The sequence below is a fragment of the Mycobacterium deserti genome (assembly GCF_025345615.1).
Taxonomy (GTDB): domain Bacteria; phylum Actinomycetota; class Actinomycetes; order Mycobacteriales; family Mycobacteriaceae; genus Mycobacterium; species Mycobacterium deserti.
In genome coordinates, this window is the sequence record NZ_JAODWD010000004.1 from 79,586 (window position 1) to 98,298 (window position 18,713).

Annotated in this window: 21 protein-coding genes; 10 read left to right on the top strand and 11 right to left on the bottom strand. The window is 68.2% G+C overall.

All coding sequences use genetic code 11. The features are described 5' to 3' along the window. Positions 1 to 16: 16 nt before the first annotated feature. Positions 17 to 838 (top strand): helix-turn-helix domain-containing protein, encoded by an 822-nt coding sequence (locus N4S67_RS16700; RefSeq protein WP_260994134.1) that lies wholly within the window; start codon positions 17 to 19, stop codon positions 836 to 838. 10 nt (positions 839 to 848) lie between these two features. Next, a complete protein-coding gene (locus N4S67_RS16705; protein ID WP_260994135.1) occupies positions 849 to 1,250 on the top strand; it encodes a VOC family protein in 402 nt (133 codons plus the stop codon). 233 nt (positions 1,251 to 1,483) lie between these two features. Here the strand turns inward: N4S67_RS16705 and N4S67_RS16710 are convergent, their stop codons facing one another. From N4S67_RS16710 to N4S67_RS16725, 4 genes are read right to left on the bottom strand one after another with little or no spacing between them, the layout of a single operon-like run. Next, positions 1,484 to 2,458 (bottom strand): glycine betaine ABC transporter substrate-binding protein, encoded by a 975-nt coding sequence (locus N4S67_RS16710; protein WP_260994136.1) that lies wholly within the window; start codon positions 2,456 to 2,458, stop codon positions 1,484 to 1,486. Then, positions 2,455 to 3,216, bottom strand: a complete 762-nt coding sequence (locus tag N4S67_RS16715) for an ABC transporter permease (RefSeq protein ID WP_260994137.1) — start codon at positions 3,214 to 3,216, stop codon at positions 2,455 to 2,457. Before N4S67_RS16715 ends, N4S67_RS16710 begins: the two co-directional genes overlap by 4 nt. Continuing rightward, the gene (locus N4S67_RS16720; protein WP_260994138.1) at positions 3,213 to 4,403 is read right to left on the bottom strand and encodes an ABC transporter ATP-binding protein; all 1,191 of its coding nucleotides are present in this window, start codon (positions 4,401 to 4,403) and stop codon (positions 3,213 to 3,215) included. Before N4S67_RS16720 ends, N4S67_RS16715 begins: the two co-directional genes overlap by 4 nt. Further along, positions 4,400 to 5,047, bottom strand: coding sequence for an ABC transporter permease (locus tag N4S67_RS16725; RefSeq protein WP_260994139.1), 648 nt, complete (start codon positions 5,045 to 5,047; stop codon positions 4,400 to 4,402). The genes N4S67_RS16720 and N4S67_RS16725 overlap by 4 nt, the downstream gene beginning before the upstream one ends. 105 nt (positions 5,048 to 5,152) lie before the next feature. On the opposite strand from N4S67_RS16725, the gene N4S67_RS16730 reads away from it, so the two are divergent. Further along, positions 5,153 to 6,064: a TauD/TfdA dioxygenase family protein gene (locus N4S67_RS16730; RefSeq protein ID WP_313959956.1), complete on the top strand. Its 912-nt coding sequence runs from the start codon at positions 5,153 to 5,155 to the stop codon at positions 6,062 to 6,064. Positions 6,065 to 6,073: 9 nt separating this feature from the next. On the opposite strand, the gene N4S67_RS16735 is transcribed toward N4S67_RS16730, so the two are convergent. Next, positions 6,074 to 6,307 (bottom strand): hypothetical protein, encoded by a 234-nt coding sequence (locus N4S67_RS16735; protein WP_260994140.1) that lies wholly within the window; start codon positions 6,305 to 6,307, stop codon positions 6,074 to 6,076. Positions 6,308 to 6,467: 160 nt separating this feature from the next. Here N4S67_RS16735 and cobG point away from each other — a divergent pair, with 160 nt between their 5' ends. The 5 genes from cobG to N4S67_RS16760 are packed head-to-tail and all read left to right on the top strand — an operon-like array spanning position 6,468 to position 11,850. After that, positions 6,468 to 7,592, top strand: a complete 1,125-nt coding sequence (gene cobG / locus N4S67_RS16740) for a precorrin-3B synthase (protein ID WP_260994141.1) — start codon at positions 6,468 to 6,470, stop codon at positions 7,590 to 7,592. A gap of 4 nt (positions 7,593 to 7,596) precedes the next feature. Next, positions 7,597 to 8,223 (top strand): precorrin-8X methylmutase, encoded by a 627-nt coding sequence (locus N4S67_RS16745; RefSeq protein ID WP_260994142.1) that lies wholly within the window; start codon positions 7,597 to 7,599, stop codon positions 8,221 to 8,223. Then, positions 8,220 to 9,683 carry a precorrin-2 C(20)-methyltransferase gene (locus N4S67_RS16750; protein WP_260994143.1) on the top strand — a complete coding sequence of 488 codons (1,464 nt, stop codon included), beginning with the start codon at positions 8,220 to 8,222 and terminating at the stop codon, positions 9,681 to 9,683. The genes N4S67_RS16745 and N4S67_RS16750 overlap by 4 nt, the downstream gene beginning before the upstream one ends. A 28-nt stretch (positions 9,684 to 9,711) precedes the next feature. Beyond that, positions 9,712 to 10,773: a phosphotransferase family protein gene (locus N4S67_RS16755; protein ID WP_260994695.1), complete on the top strand. Its 1,062-nt coding sequence runs from the start codon at positions 9,712 to 9,714 to the stop codon at positions 10,771 to 10,773. A 9-nt stretch (positions 10,774 to 10,782) separates the two neighbouring features. Then, positions 10,783 to 11,850 carry an FAD-dependent monooxygenase gene (locus tag N4S67_RS16760; RefSeq protein ID WP_260994144.1) on the top strand — a complete coding sequence of 356 codons (1,068 nt, stop codon included), beginning with the start codon at positions 10,783 to 10,785 and terminating at the stop codon, positions 11,848 to 11,850. On the opposite strand, the gene N4S67_RS16765 is transcribed toward N4S67_RS16760, so the two are convergent. The 4 genes from N4S67_RS16765 to N4S67_RS16780 are packed head-to-tail and all read right to left on the bottom strand — an operon-like array spanning position 11,816 to position 15,229. Beyond that, entirely contained in the window at positions 11,816 to 12,559 is a 744-nt protein-coding gene (locus N4S67_RS16765) for a cobalt-precorrin-6A reductase (RefSeq protein ID WP_260994145.1), read from the bottom strand. The two genes, N4S67_RS16760 and N4S67_RS16765, sit on opposite strands and share 35 nt — an antisense overlap. Next, positions 12,559 to 13,314: a precorrin-4 C(11)-methyltransferase gene (gene cobM / locus N4S67_RS16770; protein ID WP_260994146.1), complete on the bottom strand. Its 756-nt coding sequence runs from the start codon at positions 13,312 to 13,314 to the stop codon at positions 12,559 to 12,561. Before cobM ends, N4S67_RS16765 begins: the two co-directional genes overlap by 1 nt. After that, on the bottom strand, positions 13,311 to 14,489 hold the full coding sequence (gene cbiE, locus N4S67_RS16775) for a precorrin-6y C5,15-methyltransferase (decarboxylating) subunit CbiE (RefSeq protein ID WP_260994147.1): 1,179 nt from the start codon (positions 14,487 to 14,489) through the stop codon (positions 13,311 to 13,313). The genes cobM and cbiE overlap by 4 nt, the downstream gene beginning before the upstream one ends. After that, positions 14,486 to 15,229: an SDR family NAD(P)-dependent oxidoreductase gene (locus N4S67_RS16780; RefSeq protein WP_260994148.1), complete on the bottom strand. Its 744-nt coding sequence runs from the start codon at positions 15,227 to 15,229 to the stop codon at positions 14,486 to 14,488. The genes cbiE and N4S67_RS16780 overlap by 4 nt, the downstream gene beginning before the upstream one ends. A gap of 35 nt (positions 15,230 to 15,264) precedes the next feature. Here N4S67_RS16780 and N4S67_RS16785 point away from each other — a divergent pair, with 35 nt between their 5' ends. After that, a complete protein-coding gene (locus tag N4S67_RS16785; RefSeq protein ID WP_260994149.1) occupies positions 15,265 to 15,678 on the top strand; it encodes a F420-dependent biliverdin reductase in 414 nt (137 codons plus the stop codon). A gap of 6 nt (positions 15,679 to 15,684) precedes the next feature. On the opposite strand, the gene N4S67_RS16790 is transcribed toward N4S67_RS16785, so the two are convergent. Further along, positions 15,685 to 16,836, bottom strand: coding sequence for a M24 family metallopeptidase (locus N4S67_RS16790; RefSeq protein WP_260994150.1), 1,152 nt, complete (start codon positions 16,834 to 16,836; stop codon positions 15,685 to 15,687). Between the two features lie 126 nt (positions 16,837 to 16,962). Between N4S67_RS16790 and N4S67_RS16795 the strand changes: the two genes are divergently transcribed. Then, positions 16,963 to 17,913 carry a 5'-3' exonuclease gene (locus N4S67_RS16795; RefSeq protein ID WP_260994151.1) on the top strand — a complete coding sequence of 317 codons (951 nt, stop codon included), beginning with the start codon at positions 16,963 to 16,965 and terminating at the stop codon, positions 17,911 to 17,913. Between the two features lie 7 nt (positions 17,914 to 17,920). Here the strand turns inward: N4S67_RS16795 and N4S67_RS16800 are convergent, their stop codons facing one another. Next, positions 17,921 to 18,691 (bottom strand): DUF4333 domain-containing protein, encoded by a 771-nt coding sequence (locus tag N4S67_RS16800; RefSeq protein ID WP_260994152.1) that lies wholly within the window; start codon positions 18,689 to 18,691, stop codon positions 17,921 to 17,923. Positions 18,692 to 18,713 lie beyond the last annotated feature (22 nt).

Consider the following 18,713-nt stretch of genomic DNA (forward strand, 5'->3'; position numbering starts at 1 on the left):
GACTAGCGTTGAAGGGGTGAGCGCCACCTTCGCCAGCGCCAGCCCCCACGCGTCGCTGCGTGGCGTGGCCGTGCGCTATGAGGGATACGAGGAACGGGCCGCCGGACCGATCCAGTTCCGTGAACTGCCCACCACGGTCGTGCCGATCATCATCGACCTCGAGACCGGCTGGTCGGTTTCGCATCGTCAGCACGCAGCGCCCCTGAACCTGGGGTCCTTCGTGGCCGGCGTCACCGACGGACCGGTTCTGGTGGGTCATGGCGGAACAGCGCGCTGCCTGCAGGTCGACCTGACACCGCTGGGCGCCCGACAATTGATCGGGATACCGATGAGCGAGCTGGCCAATCAGTCAGTGCCGATCGATGACGTGCTCGGCCGGTTCGGCCGCGACCTGGTGCAGCGGGTCGGTGAGACGTCCGATTGGCCGACCAGATTCGCCCTGGTAGACAGCGCGCTCCGGGCCCGGCTCGCCGAGGCTTCACCGGTCGATCCGGGCGTGGCGTGGTCACTGCGCCGCATCACGGCCAGCGGCGGCGCGACGACGATCGGACATCTCGCCGGTGAACTGGGCTGGAGCCATCGACGCCTGATCGCGCGCTACCGCGATGCGGTGGGACTGGCGCCGAAGCTGGTTGCGCGCATCGTGCGCTTCGAGCGACTGACGGATCTGCTCACGGCGAATCCCGCGGCCGATTGGGCCGGAGCGGCAACCGCGTGCGGCTACTTCGACCAGGCTCATCTGGCCCGCGAAGTACGTGGACTCGCCGACATCACACCGACCGAGTTGCGCGCGCAAACAGTAAATTCCGTCCAAGACGCGGGCGCACCGTCGACCTAGCGTCGTGCCCATGAGCGAAACACTGACAATCAACGGGGCGGTCCCGATCGTCCCCTTCCGCGATCCACGCGGCGCGATCGGATGGCTCGAGCGCGCTTTCGGGGCGGTCGCCACCTTGGTCGTTCCTCCGGAACCGGACCAGCCGCTGAAGCACGCCGAGGTGAGAATCGGCCATGGGCTCGTAATGGTCGACGACGCCGACTGCACCGACAGCCCCTTCGCGTTGCCCGGCCCGGTGGTGGTCTATGTCTCGGTCGACGATCCGGACGCCCTACATGAACGGGCCGTCGCGGCGGGCGCCGCAATCGTCATGGGGCTGACCGACCAGGACTACGGCTCGCGGGAGTTCGCGGCCCGCGACCCGCACGGCAACGTCTGGAGCTTCGGCACCTATCGGCCGAGCCTCGGCTAGCGCCTGTTCCAGCGACCGTGGGTGGTCTCGCCGTAGGGCAGGCCGAGCGCGCCGATCAGCACGGCCAGCAGGACGCCGAAGAAAACCAGTTCGAACATCGTTGTTCCTCTCGTGATTTCCGCTTACTACACACGCGTGTAGTAGGGCGAACGTACGACGGAACCAACCGGAAAAGCGCAACTTGTGTGGCACGGATCACTACCTACCGCAGTGTGACGACCGTCACTAACAAGCTATTGGGCCGTGACGAAACCCCTGGCCACCATCCAGTCGCGGGCCACGACGGCGGGGTCCTTACCCTCGACGTCGACCTGCTTGTTCATCTGCATGATGGCGTCGTTGGTCAGTGCGGCAGTTACTGGCGCGGTGACGTCGGCGATCTGCGGATGCGCTTCGAAGAACTCGCGCTTCATGGTGACCGATGGGTTGTAGTGGGCGAAGAACTGCTTGTCGTCGGTGAGCACGACGAGGTCCAGCGCAGCGATTCTGCCGTCGGTGGTGAACACCTCGCCGAAGTCGCATTGCGACCCGTCGGCGGTGGCCTGATAGATGATGCCGACCTGCAGCACGGGGGTCTGCGCCCGCCCGGGGTCGAATCCGTACGCGGCCGCCATCCCGGGGTAACCGTCTTGGCGCGCGCGGAACTCGGTGTCCACACAGGTCTTGGCCGCAGCGGGATTGCGCTTGACCAGATCGGCGTACTGCGAGAGGTTCTCGACTCGGGTGCGCGCGATGGTCTGCCGACTGGCGGCGAGCGCGTAGGTGTCGTCCATCGGACCGGGGTTCAGCCAGACCATGTCGTTGCGTTTCAAGTCTTCGTCGCGAACGGCCTCGTACTGCGTCCTGGCGTCGGGTATCGGCTTCTCGTGGCCGAGGTAGTTGATCCACGCGTTGCCGGTGAATTCGTAGGCGACGTCGACCTGGCCCCGCAACTGCGCTTCCCTGGTGCTGCGGGAGCCGACGATGCCGGTGAGATCGCGGACGTCCGCGCCGGCCGCGGCCAGCGTGTATTCCAGGATGTAGCCCATGATCACCTGCTCGGTGTACTCCTTGGAGCCCACCGTGATCTTCACGCCTTCCAGCGCCCGGTTGGGGGTGATCGATCCGGGCCCGACCATGAACGGCATGGCGCCGCCGGCCCCGAGCCCGCAGCCGGTGAGAAGCAGGGTGCACGCGGCGGACAGCGCCGCGATCTTGCGCCGAATCATCGGAGCCCCTTGGGGTTCAGGAAGTGTTCGGCGAGACCGCCGAACCAGTCGACCAGCAGAGCCAGGCACACGGCGAGCACACTGCCCAGAATCAGCGTCACGTTGTCCTGCAGCTTGTAGCCGGTGTCGATGAGGATGCCGAGTCCGCCGGCGTTCACCAAGAACGACAGCGTCGCCGTTCCGACCGCGAGCACCAGTGACGTGCGCAGGCCGGCAAGGATGTACGGCACCGCCAGCGGCAGTTCGACCCGCGCGAGCAGTGCCTGCCGCGACATGCCCTGGCCGAGACCGGCGTCGATCAGCGACCGGTCGACCTGTGTGATGCCGAGGATCGTGCTCGCCAGGACGGGTAGCAGGGAGTAAAGCGCGATCGGCAGCACGCCTATCCAGAAACCCGTCTTGGCCGTCAGAAGGAACAGCAGCACCAGCAGACCGATCGCGGGCGCCGCCTGCCCCACGTTGGCGATACCAACAAACAACGGCCGCAACGCCTTTGCGCCCGGACGGGTGACCAGAACACCGAGCGGCACACCGATCGCCAGTACGATGGCGGTGACGGCGAAGGTGATCAGAAGATGCTGCCATATCAATGTGGCGACGTTCGCGACGTTGATGTTCTCCTTCTGGGTCGCAGTCAAGTCACGGTTGAACGCCCAGAACAACACCGCGGCGGCGACGATCAGCACCAGCACGGGTTGCACGAACAGCCGGCTACGCTCTCCCGGCGTCGCGCGGACGGTATCGGCGGCTGTCGTCACGGTTGCCCTTGCGCCGCCGCCGCGCTCGCGTCCGCCCGCAGCTTGGTGATGGTTTCAATCAACGTGTCCAAGGTGACCACACCCTCGTACCGGCTGCCCGAGCCGGTCACCACCGCCGAGGCGTGCTGCTCGGCCAAAATCGCCTCGAGCGCGTCCTCGAGGGTGGACTGCGTGCTCACCACGCCGAGCGACTCGGTCGCGTCAGCCAGAGCCGTCGCGTGCGCGAGCCTGCTCTCACGTACCCAGCTCACCGGGCGGTCCCGGTCGTCGAGCACGACAGCCCAATCGAACTCGCTGCCGGCCAACACGTTTCGCACCTGCTCGACGGAGTCGTCACGATGCACCGACGGATGTGACTGCAATGTCACGTCTTTGATCCGCATCAGCCCGAGTTGCTGTAACGACGCGCCGGAACCGACGAACCCCGCGACGATGTCGTCGGCGGGGTTGGCGAGGATGTTCTGCGGAGTGTCGTACTGCAGCACCTTGGATTGCTGACCGAGGACGGTGATCCGGTCGCCCAGCTTGACCGCCTCACCGAAGTCGTGGGTGACGAACACGATGGTCTTGCGCAGTTCGGTCTGCAGTCGCAACAGTTCGTCCTGCAGGGTGCTGCGGGTGATCGGGTCGACCGCACCGAACGGTTCGTCCATCAACAGCACCGGCGGGTCGGCGGCCAGAGCACGGGCCACGCCAACGCGCTGCTGCTGCCCGCCGGACAACTGGCGCGGATACCGGTCGGCATACTGTGTCGGCTCGAGGCCGACGAGGTCGAGCAATTCATCGACCCGATCGGCGGTGCGCTTGCGGTCCCACCGCAGCAGTCCGGGAACGAGGCCGATGTTCTGCCGGATTGTCATGTGCGGGAACAGGCCTGCTTGCTGGATGGAGTATCCGATGGACCGGCGCAACTCTGTGGGCTTTATCGACAACGCATCGTCGTCGCCGATCAGGATGCGGCCCGACGTCGGCTCCGAAAGCCGGTTGATCATGCGCATCATCGTGGTCTTGCCGCAGCCCGACGGCCCGACGAACACCACGATCTCACCGGCCGGAATATCGAGCGACACGTTGTCGACCGCGGGACGGTCCGACCCGGGGTACACCTTGGACACTCCGTCGAGGACGATGCGCACGCCGGTGTTGCCCTGCGCGTCCGTCTCCGATGTTGCCGATTGCGTTGTCATCGAATGCCTTTCGATGTGGTAAGCCGGCCGACGAGCACCAGCGCGGCGTCGAGCGCAAGAGCGAGGACGACGATCAGCAGCGTTCCGGTGAGCGCCATGGGGATCGCCGTGGGACTGCCGACCCGCGCCAGACCCGCGAAGATGAGGTTGCCCAGGCCGGGACCCTTGACGTAGGCGGCGATCGCGAGCACGCCCATCGACATCTGTGTACTGATGCGCATCGCCGACAGGATCGACGGCCATACCAGGCGCAGCTCGACCCTGGCCAGGGTGTCCAGCCGGCTCATCCCGATTCCTCGTGCCGCATCGGTGAGCGCGGGGTCAAGCGCGTTGAGCCCGACGATGGTGTTGCGGATGATCGGCAGCAGAGAATAGAGCACCAGGGCCGCGACGCTGGGCAGCACGCCCAGTCCGAACATCGGAATGAGCAGGCCCAGAAGCGCGAACGCCGGCACGGTGAGGATCACGCTTGACGTCGCCGTCGCGAGGTTCGAAGCCAGCGGATTACGGTAGGTCGCGACCCCGATGGCGACTCCGACGAGCGTGGCTATGAGCACGCTTTGCACAACCGCGCTGACGTGTTGGTAGGAGTCGAAAAGCAACTGCGAATGGTGGGCGGTGATGTACTCCCACAGCGCGCGCACTGCGCCTTTCTACCCGATCATGATCGCATCGAAACCCTTTTCGACTTCGATTCGTGCTGAGTGAAAAACTTGTCCGGGCGGGCGCGAATGGCCATCGTGTCGAGAATGCAGGTGATCAAGCTCGGCGCCCACATCGGCGCCCGCATCGAGGGTGTGGACCTCGCCGCAGGCATCGAGTCGGCAACCGCGCGGGCCATCAATGCGGCCCTGCTCGAACACAAGGTGATCTTCTTCCGCGAGCAGCACGACCTCGACGATGCCGGACAGTTGGCGGTGGCCCGCCTCCTGGGCACTCCCACGACGGCCCACCCGACGGTGACATCGCGCGGTGAGCGCCTGTTGCCCATCGACTCTCGCTTCGACAAAGCCAACAGTTGGCACACCGACGTCACATTCGTCGACCGGATCCCCAAAGCCTCGCTACTGCGCGCGGTTACCCTGCCGCCGTACGGCGGCACCACCACCTGGGCGTCGACAGAAGCCGCCTACGACCGGCTTCCCGCTCCGCTCAAGGCTTTGACTGAAAATCTGTGGGCGGTGCACACGAATCAGTACGACTACGTCGGCCTGCACGACGAACCCAACCGGGCGCCGACCGACGAACAACGGGCCTACCGTCAGGAATTCGTCTCCGACCGCTACGAGACCGAGCATCCCGTCGTTCGCGTGCATCCCGAGACCGGCAGGCGCGTGCTGTTGCTCGGCCACTTCGTCAAGAAGTTCGTCGGGCTGGACCCTAGCGAGTCGGCCACGCTGTTCAACCTCCTGCAAACACGAGTCACCAAGCTGGAGAACACCGTTCGGTGGAATTGGCAGCTGGGCGACTTGGCAATATGGGACAATCGTGCCACTCAACATTATGCGGTGGCCGATTACGACGACCAGTACCGAAGGCTCAATCGCATCACCCTCGCAGGTGACATCCCGGTGGACGTCTACGGTCAGCGCAGCCGCGCCGTCGTCGGTGACGCGTCGCGTTATTCCGATGTGGTCAGCCCCGTTCCGCTGGCCAGTTGAGTCCTTGAGTCACAGCCGGTCCTTCTCGCGCGACATCAACGCGTTCTCGAGGTACACCCGCCGTTTCGGATGAGGCCGCGGCGCGGGGGGCTTCGCGGCGGCGACCATCCAGACGCCGATCCCGCACAACGCAGACACGATCGCGCCGGTCCAGTGAGGACTCCTCGCCGACGGCAGCGCCACCGCAGCCGCGGTAAAGACACGCACCTGCTGTTCGGTGATCAGCGTCGGCGCGTTGATCACCGGGGTCAGCGCAGGCGCCGGGCATTCGCACGTGCGTACCGCGCTACCTGTGTTTGTGGTTAACACTCACGAAATACGCAGGTGAGAGGCGCGTGCAGGCGAAACCGGTCGCCTGTCACCGCGTTGGGTGGCGCCAGCAACGCGGGCGTACGGTGAATTGGTGGCCCGTACCCGTGACCAGGACGCCTGCCCCGGCGCGCTGCAGGTGCACCAGGCCGCAGACGGCGGCCTGGCCCGAGTCCGGCTGCCCGGCGGCATGCTCACCGCCGCCCACCTCGCGGCGCTCGCGCAGGCGGCCACCACATGGGGTTCGCCCGCAATGGAGCTCACCTCCCGCGGCAACATCCAGATCCGCGGCATCGACGGGGCCGAGGCCACCCAGGCGCTCGCCGACGCGATCGCCGGAGCCGGCCTGCTGCCCTCGACGACGCACGAGCGGGTCCGCAACATCGTCGCCTCGCCGCTGTCCGGGCGCGTCGGCCCGTATCCCGACGTCCACGCCCTCGTGACCGATCTCGACGTCGCGATCCGCTCCGAGCCCTCGCTGGCGACCCTGCCGGGCAGGTTTCTGTTCGGAATCGACGACGGCCGCGGCGACATCTCCGGCCTGGCCGCAGATGTGGGTCTCCACGTCGTCGACGAATCCGCGGCCCTGCTGCTCGCCGGCCGGGACACCGGCGTGCGCGTGGCCATGACTGACGCGGTTGCGACGCTTGTCGGCGTCGCGAACCGATTTGCCGAATGTCGCGGAACAGCCTGGCGCATAAGCGAACTCGATGACGCAGCATCGGTCTTGGGCGATCTGGTGGCCACTGCGCAGCCCGGAAGAACGTGGGAACCGATCACCCGCCCACCGGTCGGCTGGATCGAGCAGAACGATGGCAGGGTGACTCTGGCCGCCGCCGTGCCGCTGGGCGTGCTGCAGGCGCGCACCGCCGAATTCCTCGCCGCGATCGAGGCACCCATGGCCGTCACGCCGTGGCGTTCGGTGCTGGTCTTCGACCTCGAGGAGGGGGTCGCCGACGTGGCGCTGCGCGTCCTCGCCCCGCTCGGGTTGGTGTTCGACGCGAATTCGCCGTGGCTGTCGGTCAGCGCGTGCACCGGGCGGCCCGGCTGCGCGCACTCCGCCGCTGACGTGCGGGCGGACGCCGCCGCGGCGCTTGAGGATCCGGCCGACGGCCACCGGCACTTCGTGGGTTGCGACCGCGCGTGCGGTAGCCCGCCGTCCGCCGAGGTGTGGGTGGCAACCGGGAACGGATACGTGCGTCGCGCACCCGTAGGGTGAGCACGTGCTCGACTACATCCGCGACGCCGCGGAGATCTACCGGCAGTCGTTCGCGACGATCCGCGCGGAGGCGGATCTGGCCCGGTTCCCCGATGACGTGGCTCGCGTCGTGGTGCGGTTGATCCACACGTGCGGGCAGGTCGACGTCACCGAGCACATCGCCTACACCGACGACGTCGTCGCCAGGACGCACGCGGCGCTGGCCGCAGGCGCCCCGGTGCTGTGCGACTCGTCGATGGTCGCCTCGGGCATCACCCGGTCCCGGCTGCCGGCGGACAACGAGGTGGTGTCCCTGGTCGCCGACGAACGGGCCGCCGACCTGGCAGGCCGCCTCGGCTCGACCCGCTCGGCCGCGGCTGTGGACGTATGGGCCGACCGCCTGGGCGGAGCGGTGCTGGCGATCGGCAACGCGCCGACCGCGCTGTTCCGGCTGCTCGAACTTGTCGACAACGGTGCCCCGACCCCCGCCGCGGTGCTGGGCGGTCCGGTCGGCTTCGTCGGCTCGGCCCAGTCCAAGCAGGAACTGATCGAACGGCCGCGCGGAATGGCCTATCTCGTCGTGACGGGTCGTCGCGGCGGAAGCGCAATGGCCGCCGCGGCCGTGAACGCGATTGCCAACGAGCGCGAATGAGCAAGCAGGGAACCCTGTGGGGCGTCGGGCTGGGACCCGGTGACCCCGAACTGGTGACGGTCAAGGCGGCGCGGGTGATCGGCGAGGCCGACGTCGTCGCCTACCACAGCGCACGCCACGGCAAGAGCATCGCGCGCAGCATCGCCGAGCCGTATCTGCGCGACGGGCAGGTGGAGGAACACCTGGTTTATCCGGTCACCACCGAGACCACCGATCATCCGGGCGGCTACGCGGGCGCTATCGAGGACTTCTACCGCGAGGCCGCCGAACGCATCGCCGCGCATCTCGAGGCCGGCCGCGACGTCGCGCTGCTGGCCGAGGGCGATCCGCTGTTCTACAGCTCCTACATGCACATGCACACGCGGCTGACGCAGCGCTTCAACGCGGTGATCGTTCCGGGCGTGACGTCGGTGAGCGCGGCGTCCGCGGCGACCGGGACGCCCCTCGTCGAGGGCGACCAGGTGCTGACCATACTTCCCGGCACGCTGCCGGTCGAAGAACTCGAGCGCCGCCTCGCCGACACCGACGCGGCCGTGGTGATGAAGTTGGGTCGCTCGTATCCGGTTGTCCGCAAGGCGCTTTCGTCAGCGGGGCGGCTGGACGACGCGTTTTACGTCGAACGCGCCAGCACCCCGCGTGAGCGGGTCCTGCCCGCAGGTGAGGTCGACGAGTCGTCGGTGCCCTACTTCTCGCTGGCGATGCTTCCCGGCACACCGCGCCGCGAGACTGCCAACGGCAGCGTGGCGGTGGTGGGCCTCGGTCCAGGCCACACCGAGTGGATGACACCGCAGAGCCGCCGCGAGCTCGCCGCGGCCACCGATCTGATCGGCTACGGCCCCTACCTCGACCGAGTCGGCGCACGCGGCGGGCAACGCAGGCATCCCAGCGACAACACCGACGAACCGGCCCGCGCCCGGCTGGCCTGCACGCTGGCCGAACAGGGCGGCGCGGTTGCCGTGGTGTCCTCCGGTGACCCCGGTGTCTTCGCGATGGCGACCGCGGTGCTCGAGGAGGCCAAGCAGTGGCCCGGGGTCCAGGTGCGCGTCATCCCGGCGATGACCGCAGCGCAAGCGGTCGCGAGCCGGGTCGGGGCGCCGCTCGGCCACGACTACGCCGTGATCTCGCTGTCCGACCGGCTCAAACCCTGGGACGTGATCGTCGCGCGGCTGACCGCCGCCGCCGAGGCAGACCTCGTGCTGGCGATCTACAACCCCGCGTCGAAGAGCCGCACCTGGCAGGTCGGCGCGATGCGCGACCTGCTGCTCGAGCACCGCGATCCCGGCACCCCGGTGGTGGTCGGCCGCGACGTGTCGGGTCCGGACGAAGACATCAAGATCGTGCGGCTCGCGGATCTGGATCCGGCCGACGTCGACATGCGGTGCCTGCTGATCGTCGGCTCCTCTCAGACGCAGTGGTACGACGATCGGGTGTTCACGCCGCGGCGCTACCCCACCTCGTGAGGGCAGTGCTAACGTCCGGCGCGTGACCATGGGCATTCCGCGCGGACCCGAGGATGTAACGGCGGCCTGGCTCGGTTCGGTGTTGGGCACCGACGTGCGCGACGTCGAGGTCGTTGCGATCGGCACCGGGCAGACCGGCGCGACCTACCGGGTCGTCGCGACGTACGCGGCCGACCGGCCGGATCTGCCGAAGTCGTTCGCGGTCAAGCTGTCTGCGCAAGACGACGAGGTGCGCGAACGGGTCGCCCTCGGATACCGGTCGGAAGTCGAGTTCTACTCGCGCATCGCGGACAAGATGCGAATTCCGGTGCCGCAGAACTTCTACTGCGAGATCTCCGCCGACGGAGCCGACGTCGTCCTGCTGCTCGGCGATATGGCACCCGCGGTTCAGGGTGACCAGATCGCAGGATGTGCGCCGGCCGAGGCGCGGCTCGCGGTGGAAGCGCTCGCCGGCTTACACGGCCCGAGCTGGTGTGACTCCCAGTGGATGGACCTGTCGGCGATCGTGATGCCGAAACCCGGCGACGATGATGCGGCCAAAGGGCTCGGCGACGTGTCGAAGATGGCCGCCGACATCGTGATCGACCGGCTCGGTGCGAAGATCAGCGCGGACGACCAGGAAACTCTGGTCGCCGCAATGGGTTCGGTGACCCCTTGGCTGCGGGCCGAGCCGAAGCGCTACGCGTTGATGCACGGCGACTACCGGCTCGACAACATGTTGTTCGACCCGGACCGGACCCGCATCACCGTGGTCGACTGGCAGACCGTGGGCATCGGCCTACCCGGCCGCGACCTCGCATACTTCACCGCGACAAGCCTGCTGCCAGAGGTACGAGCCGAGATCGAGAGGGATCTCGTCGCGCGGTACCACGAGGCGCTGCTGGGTTACGACGTCGGCGACTACGACCTCGAGACCTGTTGGCGCGACTACCGGCTCGGCGTTGTACAGGCGCCGCTACTCGTCGCCCTCGGTACGGCCTTCGCGGCGACGACCGAGCGCGGCGACGAGATGATGCTGGCCATGCTCAGCCGCGGCTGCCAGGCCATCCGGGAGCTCGAGACGCTCGAACTGATCGCGTCCTATACCTAGGAGTCGCCGGTGAAGGTGGGGGTGATCGGCTGCGGGTTCGCTGGGCTCGCGGCCGCGATCGCCTTCCGCCAGGACGGGCATGACGTCACGCTTTTCGAGCGATCCACCCACGTTCCAGAGACAAGCGCAGCCATCTCGCTGGCCCCGAACGCACTGCGATGCTTGGCGATTCTCGGCGTGCGCGACGAGTATCCTCCGAGCCCGGTGTCCGGGCAGATAGCGACGATACGCAACGCGTCCGGACGAGTGCTGACGCGCCGCACTCTGGCGCAGTTCGCCGGAGGCGGCGAGTACACGTTGGCCCCGAGGTCGCACCTGCTGAGATCACTTATGGCACAGCTGCCCGAGCAGAGTGTGCGGTGTTCCAGCCCGGTCACTCGTGTGCTGCCCACCGGCGAGGTCGAGGTGAACGACATGCGTCACCGCTTCGATTTGATCGTCGCCGCGGACGGCGTGCGGAGCGTCAGTCGCCGAGATCTGTGGCCCGACGCGCCAGCACCGCGACGCACCGGTATCACCACGTGGACGTGGATCGTCGATCGCCGGTGCAGCGACGGGTACGGCGCGATCTGGGGTCGATTCGCCGAATTCGGAATACTGCCGCTGGCCGACGGGCGCACCTACGTCTGGGGCGGCGCACGTCCGGGCCATGCCGAACTCGGCGCCTACCGCCATTGGCCGGATCCGCTGCCGCAGTTGATAGAAGCAGCGGAACCGACCCGAATGACCACCGTGGAGCTCAGCGAAGTACCACCGCCACGTCGGCTGTCCACCGGGCGCGTGGTACTCATCGGGGATGCCGCTCATGCGATGCGTCCGATTTTCGGGCAGGGCGCGGCTCTGGCCATGGAGGATGCGATCACCCTCGCGCGCGGGGGCATTCGGCAGCTGTCTCGTCGACGGCTCCGCATGAACACCCTGTTCTGGATGTCCAGGAGCGCCTCACTGGTTTCGATGCCGCGGTACCGAGTCCTAGCCGCTGTGCGGGATGCGGGACTCAGACTCGTTCCCGACGGGCTGTTCTCGTCGTCCGTCGGCTCGGTCAGCCGATGGTCCGTCCCGACGCAATCGTCCTGACCCAGGCGACGGCAGCGTCAACCGAGGCGACCGCCTCGATGCCGGGTGGCAGCGGGGGCCGGTCCACCATGACCACCGGCACCTGCAGCGCCGCAGCCGCATCGAGCTTGGGCCGGGTCATCTGCCCGCCGCTGTTCTTGGTCACCAGCGCGTCGATGCGGTGCTCGCGAAGCAGCGCCAACTCACCGGAGTAACGGTAGGGACCCCTGGAGAGCACCAGCTGATGACGACGCGGCAGCGTCGGCTCGTCGGGCGCCGTCACCGCGCGGATCAAAAACCACGCGTCGACGTCCGCGAACGCCGCCGTCCCCGACCGCCCTGTGGTCAGAAACACCCGCGAAAAACGCATATCAGCAACCGTTTTTGCAGCTTCTCTGTCGGACCCGACCACGATCGCGTCGCCAGGATCCCATGCGGGTCGCGCGAGTATCAGGTGTGAAAGCCCGAGTTGGCGACTTACCGTCGCCGCATGGGCGGTGATCGTCGCGGCGTACGGGTGCGTCGCGTCCACCAGGCCGTCCACCTCCGTGTCCTGCAGCCAGCGCCGCATCCCCTCCACGCCACCGAATCCGCCGATCCTCACCTGCCCCACCGGCAGTGCCGGATCGGGGACCCGGCCGGCCAGCGAACTGATCACATCAACGCTTGGGCTGAGCTCGGCGGCGAGCGCGCGCGCCTCAGAAGTACCGCCCAGCAACAGGATCCGCATCAATGCCTGCCTCGACGGACCCGTCCTGACGAGTAAAGGTAGCTGTCCGAGAAGCCCTCCGCGGCTAGGACGTCGCCGACGACGATCACGGCCGTCCGTGTCACCTTCGCGGCGTGCGTCTCGGCAGCGAGGTCGGCCAGCGTGCAGCGCAGCACCTGTTGCTGCGGCCACGACGCGAAGGCGACCACGGCGCATGGCGTTTCGGGACGGTAGCCACCCTCGAGCAGCTGCGGCACGATGGCGTCGATCTGCGCGGCCGCCAAGTGCAGCACGAGGGTCGCGCCCGGTGATGACAACGCCGTCAGGTCTTCACCCGGCGGCATCGCGGTCGACAACGTCGCGACCCGCGTGAGGGTCACCGTCTGCGCGACGCCGGGGACGGTGAGCTCGCGGCCCAGCACCGCCGCCGCGGCCGCGAACGCCGGTACGCCGGGCACGATCTGGTAGTCGACACCAATCTCGTCGAGACGCCTGCACTGTTCGGCGAGCGCGCTGTAGAGCGACGGGTCGCCAGAATGCAGCCTCGCCACGTCGAGGTTCGCGGCGTGTGCGTCGGCGAGTTCGGTGATGATCTGCTCCAGCGTCAGCGACCCGGTGTCCACCACGCGAGCATCGGGCGGGCACAGCGCGAGCAGGTCCTCGGGCATGATCGAGCCCGCGTAGAGGCACACCGGGCATTTTTCGAGCAGCCGCTGGCCACGCACTGTGATCAGGTCCGCCGCGCCCGGTCCGGCCCCGATGAAATAGACCGTCATGCCTTGGTCACCGACCACTGCGTGACAGGCATCGCGGGCCGCCATCCGGTGAACCCGCCCACCGGCTCGGCCCTGTAGTGCTGGAACCTTCTCAGCTCGCCGCCCTCTCGCGAATACCACTGTGTGAGAACAGCTTCCGATTCAACCGTCACCGCATTGGCGACGAGTCGGCCACCTGGCCGGAGCCGGTCCCAGCACGCCGCCATCAGGCCCTGCTGACTGATCCCCCCACCGAGGAACACCACGTCGGGCGGCGGCTCGACGTCGAACACGTCCGGCGCGCCGGACCTCACCAGGACGTTCACGCCGAAGCTCTGCGCGTTCGTCTCGATTCGTTTGCGCCGTTGTTCATTGCGCTCGAAAGCGATGGCGCGGCAACCGGATCCGCTGCGGCACCACTCGATAGCGATGCTGCCGGAGCCGGCGCCGACATCCCACAGCAGCTCGCCGGGTCGAGGGGCGAGCGCAGCCAAGGTGACGGCGCGCATCGACTGTTTGGTGATCTGCCCGTCGTGGGCGAACTGGTCATCGGGCAGCACCCCGAAGCGGCGCTCGTCGGGTAAGTACCGCACCGCAATGACATTCAGATCGTCGACGTCCGCAGGCGGTCGCGCAGCCCATTCTTTCGCCGTCGCGGATCGACGCCGCTCCGCCGGACCGCCGAGTTGCTCGAGCACCGTGATCTGTGAGTCTGCGCGGCCGGTGTCGGTCAGCAGCCGCGCGAGCGTCGCGGGGGTCGACCCGTCGCGCGACATCACCACGGCCTGCCCACCCTTGCGGACCGCGGCGTACACCTGGTCGGTGACGAGGCTGATGATCTCGGTGTCCTGCACGGCCCAGCCCACGCGGGAACACGCCAAAGTCACCGACGACACGTGCGGCAGCACCGCGACCTGATCGGCTCCGTAAATCCGGATCAGCGAGCCGCCGACCCCGTGCAGCAGCGGGTCGCCGCTGGCCACGACGTGGACGTCACCTTCGACGCCGTCGAGCAGTGTGCGCAGAGCCGGAAGCATCGGCGTCGGCCACGGGCGACGGACCGCGGTGACGCTCTCGTCGAGCAGATCTAGCTGTCGTTGCGAGCCGCAAATGACTGTGGCCCCTGCTAACTCGCGTCGAGACGCGGGGGCGAGGCCGTCCATGCCGTCGGCGCCGATGCCGACCACGACGATCACCTGGGCAACCTCCGCCAGATCGGCGCGGGCAGCAACCGCATCGCGACGAACACCGGGCGCAGGATCGGCGGCACCCAGACCGTGCGGCGTCCTCTACTCAACGCGCGCACGGCGGCGTCCGCGACCTGTGCAGGTGTGCTGGAGAACGGCGCGGGTTTCACGCCCTCGGTCATTCGCCCGATGACGAAGCCGGGCCGCACTACCAGCAGCCGTACCCCGGATCCGTGCAGGGCGTCGCCGAGGCCGCTGCAGAATCCGTCGAGCCCGGCCTTGGCCGAGCCGTACACGTAGTTGGCGCGACGCACGCGCACGCCGGCGACCGACGAGAACGCCACGATCCGTCCGCTATCTTCGGCGCGCATGGCCGCCGCGAGCACGGTCAGCAAGCTCACCTGCGCGACGAAGTCGGTGTGGACGATGGCCGCGGCGTGGGCCGGATCCTTCTCGGCCAGAGCCTGGTCGCCGAGGATGCCGAACGCGAGCACCGCGGTGCCGATCGGCCCGTGCTCGGTGACGATCGCGGAGACCAATGCGGCGTGCGAGGACAGGTCGTCGGCATCGAAGTCGCGGACATGCACGGCGGCGGCACCGGCCGCGTGCATCGCGTCGACCTCCGCCCGCAATTGGTCGGGACGGCGGGCCGCGAGAATCACCGTGGCACCCGGCGCCAGCCGCGCGGCCAGCTCGAGCCCGATCTCACTGCGGCCGCCGAATACGACGATCGGATCCGTGTCCTCCACGGGAGTGATTATGGCCTGCGCTAGCGTGGGGCCCGATGGCAAAGGCAACCACCCGTCTCACCAACGACGCGTTGGCGTTCCTCACCGAGCGGCATCTGGCGATGCTGACGACGCTGCGCTCGGACGGGTCACCGCACGTGGTCGCGGTCGGCTTCACCTTCGATCCGGCGACGCACATCGCGCGCGTCATCACCAGCGGCGGGTCGCAGAAGGCCGTCAACGCGCAGCACCAGGGGGTCGCCGTCCTCAGCCAGGTCGACGGCGCGCGGTGGCTGTCGTTGGAGGGCACGGCCACTGTCAACACCGATCCCGACGCCGTCCGCGACGCCGAACTGCGGTATGCGCAGCGCTATCGCACGCCCAGGCCGAACCCCAAACGCGTCGCGATCGAGGTCCGCGTCGAGCGCGTCCTCGGCTCCTCAGACCTGCTGGACCGCGGCTCGGACTAGGCAGGACTACTCCGCGGACACGACCACGAGGTCGTGCGGGCGATTGTTGACGGCCAGCGCGCCGTCGGCGGTGACGATCACGATGTCCTCAATGCGGGCTCCCCACTGGCCGGGAAAGTAGATACCCGGCTCGACGGAGAACGCCATACCCTCCTCGAGCGGCAGGGCGTTGCCCGCGACGATGTAGGGCTCCTCGTGCACCGACAGCCCGATCCCGTGGCCGGTGCGGTGTACGAACGCCTCGGCGAGGCCGTCGGCGGCAAGCACATCGCGGGCGGCCGCGTCGATCTGCTCGGCGGTCGCGCCGGGACGCACCGCGTCGACCGCCGCACGCTGCGCGCGTTGCAGAACCGCATAGCGCCGCGCCACTTCCGGATCCGGTTCACCGATGCTGTAGGTGCGGGTCGAGTCGGAGTTGTAGCCGGGTTCATACGGGCCGCCGATATCGACGACGACGATGTCACCCGACCGCAGTTCGCGGTCCGAGCATTCGTGGTGCGGGTCGGCGCCGTGGGGTCCGGACCCGACGATGATGAATGCGACCTCCGAATGACCCTCGGCGACAATGGCTTCGGCGATATCAGCCGCGACGTCGGCTTCGGTACGGCCGGGCACAAGAAAGTCCGGAACGCGCGCGTGGACACGGTCGATCGCCGCGCCCGCCTTGCGCAGCGCGTCGATCTCGGCGGCGTCCTTGATCATCCGCAGGCGCCGCAGCACGTCGGTGGCCAGCACCGGCACCGCGCCGAGGACGCCGGCGAGCGGCAGCAGATGCAGCGCGGGCATGGAATCGGTGACGGCGACCTGGACGGCCTGCGGTCCAGACGACTCCGCGGTGCCGCCACCGAGCGCCTGGCTCACCAACGCGTACGGGTCCTCACCGTCGGTCCAATCGCGCACTGCGAGGCCCAGTTCGGTGACCGCGGATTCCTTGAGCGACGCCAGCTCCAGCCGCGGGACCACGACCGTCGGCTCGCCGTGGGCGGGCAGCACCAGCGCGGTCAGCCGTTCGAAGGTTTGGGCGCGCGAGCCGACGAGGTAGCGCAGGTCGTAGCCGGGCGTAACGACGAGCCCGGCCAGACCGGCGTCGGCGGTGGCGGACGCGGCGGCGCGCAGCCGCTGGGCGTAGACGTCGGCGCTGAATCGGCGGGAGGTCATTGCACCGAGGTTAGTCGGCGCCCTGGCAGGATGACGAGATGACTTCTGCGGACGTGAGGAGCACCAAATGACTTCTGCGGACGTGAGGAGCACGAAATGACTTCTGCGGACGTGAGGAGCACCTAAATGTCATTAGTGCTGCTCGATGGCGCCAGCATGTGGTTCCGGTCGTACTTCGGTGTGCCGTCGTCGATCACGGCGCCCGACGGCCGGCCGGTCAACGCGCTTCGCGGATTCCTCGACGCGGTGGCGACGGTGATCACCCGCGAGCAGCCGACCCGGCTGGTGGTCTGCCGCGACGACGACTGGCGGCCGCAGTGGCGGGTCGACGCGATCCCGTCGTACAAGGCGCACCGGGTGCTCGAGGAGAACGCCGGTGGCGAGCCCGACGTCGAGGAGGTGCCCGACGAGCTCACTCCGCAGGTCGACATGATCTTCGAGATGCTCGACGCGTTCGGCATCGCGACCGCCGGCGCGCCCGAGGCCGAGGCCGATGACGTGCTCGGCACGCTGGCCGCCCGCGAGAAGCGCGACCCGGTCGTCGTGGTCAGCGGCGACCGCGACCTGTTGCAGCTCGTCCGGGACGAGCCGGTGCCCGTGCGGGTGCTCTACCTCGGCAGCGGACTGGCGAAAGCCACCAAGTGGGGCCCGGAGGAGGTCGCCGAGAAGTACGGCGTGCCGGTCGACCGCGCGGGCCCCGCCTATGCCGAGCTGGCACTGCTGCGCGGCGACCCGTCCGACGGCCTGCCCGGTGTGCCCGGGGTGGGCGACAAGACCGCGGCGACGCTGCTGGCACAGCACGGCTCACTGGAGGCCATCCTCGCGGCCGCGCACGACCCGAAATCGAAGATGTCCAAGGCCTATCGCAAAAAGCTGCTGGCCGCCGGCGACTACATCGAGGCGGCGGGTCCGGTCGTTCGGGTGAAGACCGACTGCGACATCGACTGGTCGAAGAAGTCCGATGCCCTCCCGCTGATCGCCGAGCATCCGCGCAAGGTCGTGGGACTCGCCGAGGCGTTCGGCGTGACGTCATCCGTCGGCAGGCTGCAGAAGGCCCTCGACGGCCTGCCGGACTAGCTGAAGGCTACTTGGGCCTGCCGACCTCGTACGTGCCGTCGTCGTCCTGGAACGTCACGGTCACCTGTCGCTTGGTCCCGTCGATGCTGACCTCGCACTCGAAGGTCCCGCCCTTCTCGACCGTGGGGTTGGCGCCGTCGTTGCACTTGATGTCACCGACGTTCTTGGCGCCGTAGCCGTTGGCCTCGTCGGTCAGGATCTGCTCGACACCGCTCTGCGCGGCGTTGATGTCGAGCTTCTTGGTGACGAAGAAGCCGGGCGTCACGAAGCCAAGCACGATGACCGCCACGACGACGATCGCGAGCAGCAGGCCGACGATGCCGCCGATCAGCGCAAGCGACCGCTTCGAGCCCTTTTCGCCTTCGGGCCCTTGCTGACCGTATGGCGGGTATTGCGTGTATTGGCCCGGCTGCTGCCCGTACTGGCCCGGCTGCTGTCCGTACTGCTGGGGGTACTGGCCCGGCTGCCCGAACTGGCCGGGGGGCGGGTAGGCCTGCGGGTTGTACTCGGTGGCGGGCGGCTGGCCGAACTGCTGCTCGCCCTGCGGGTACTGCTGCGGCGGCTGATAGGCCGGCTGCTGATACTGCGGGTACTGCTGCGCCTGCTGCGGGTCGTACGCCGGCGGCTGCCACTGCTGCGGCGCGGCCTGCGTCGGTTCGCTGGTCGGTTGCTGCCAGGGCTGGTTGGCCGACGGGTCGCTGGACGGCTGGCCGGTCGACGGGTCCGGCTGCTGGCCGGGGTACGGCTGCGTCGGGTCAGGTCCCTGCGGTCCGCTCATCTCTCTCCTTGATCTGAAGTGC

Bases quoted from the DNA above. Each gene is read 5' to 3' on its own strand.
- N4S67_RS16800 (WP_260994152.1), bottom strand. From the start codon at position 18,691: ATGAGCGGACCGCAGGGACCTGACCCGACGCAGCCGTACCCCGGCCAG.
- N4S67_RS16755 (WP_260994695.1), top strand. From the start codon at position 9,712: ATGGGCATTCCGCGCGGACCCGAGGATGTAACGGCGGCCTGGCTCGGT.
- N4S67_RS16705 (WP_260994135.1), top strand. From the start codon at position 849: ATGAGCGAAACACTGACAATCAACGGGGCGGTCCCGATCGTCCCCTTC.
- N4S67_RS16790 (WP_260994150.1), bottom strand. From the start codon at position 16,836: ATGACCTCCCGCCGATTCAGCGCCGACGTCTACGCCCAGCGGCTGCGC.
- N4S67_RS16785 (WP_260994149.1), top strand. From the start codon at position 15,265: ATGGCAAAGGCAACCACCCGTCTCACCAACGACGCGTTGGCGTTCCTC.
- N4S67_RS16730 (WP_313959956.1), top strand. From the start codon at position 5,153: ATGCAGGTGATCAAGCTCGGCGCCCACATCGGCGCCCGCATCGAGGGT.
- N4S67_RS16765 (WP_260994145.1), bottom strand. From the start codon at position 12,559: ATGCGGATCCTGTTGCTGGGCGGTACTTCTGAGGCGCGCGCGCTCGCC.
- N4S67_RS16710 (WP_260994136.1), bottom strand. From the start codon at position 2,458: ATGATTCGGCGCAAGATCGCGGCGCTGTCCGCCGCGTGCACCCTGCTT.
- N4S67_RS16750 (WP_260994143.1), top strand. From the start codon at position 8,220: ATGAGCAAGCAGGGAACCCTGTGGGGCGTCGGGCTGGGACCCGGTGAC.
- N4S67_RS16720 (WP_260994138.1), bottom strand. From the start codon at position 4,403: ATGACAACGCAATCGGCAACATCGGAGACGGACGCGCAGGGCAACACC.
- N4S67_RS16795 (WP_260994151.1), top strand. From the start codon at position 16,963: ATGTCATTAGTGCTGCTCGATGGCGCCAGCATGTGGTTCCGGTCGTAC.
- cobM (WP_260994146.1), bottom strand. From the start codon at position 13,314: ATGACGGTCTATTTCATCGGGGCCGGACCGGGCGCGGCGGACCTGATC.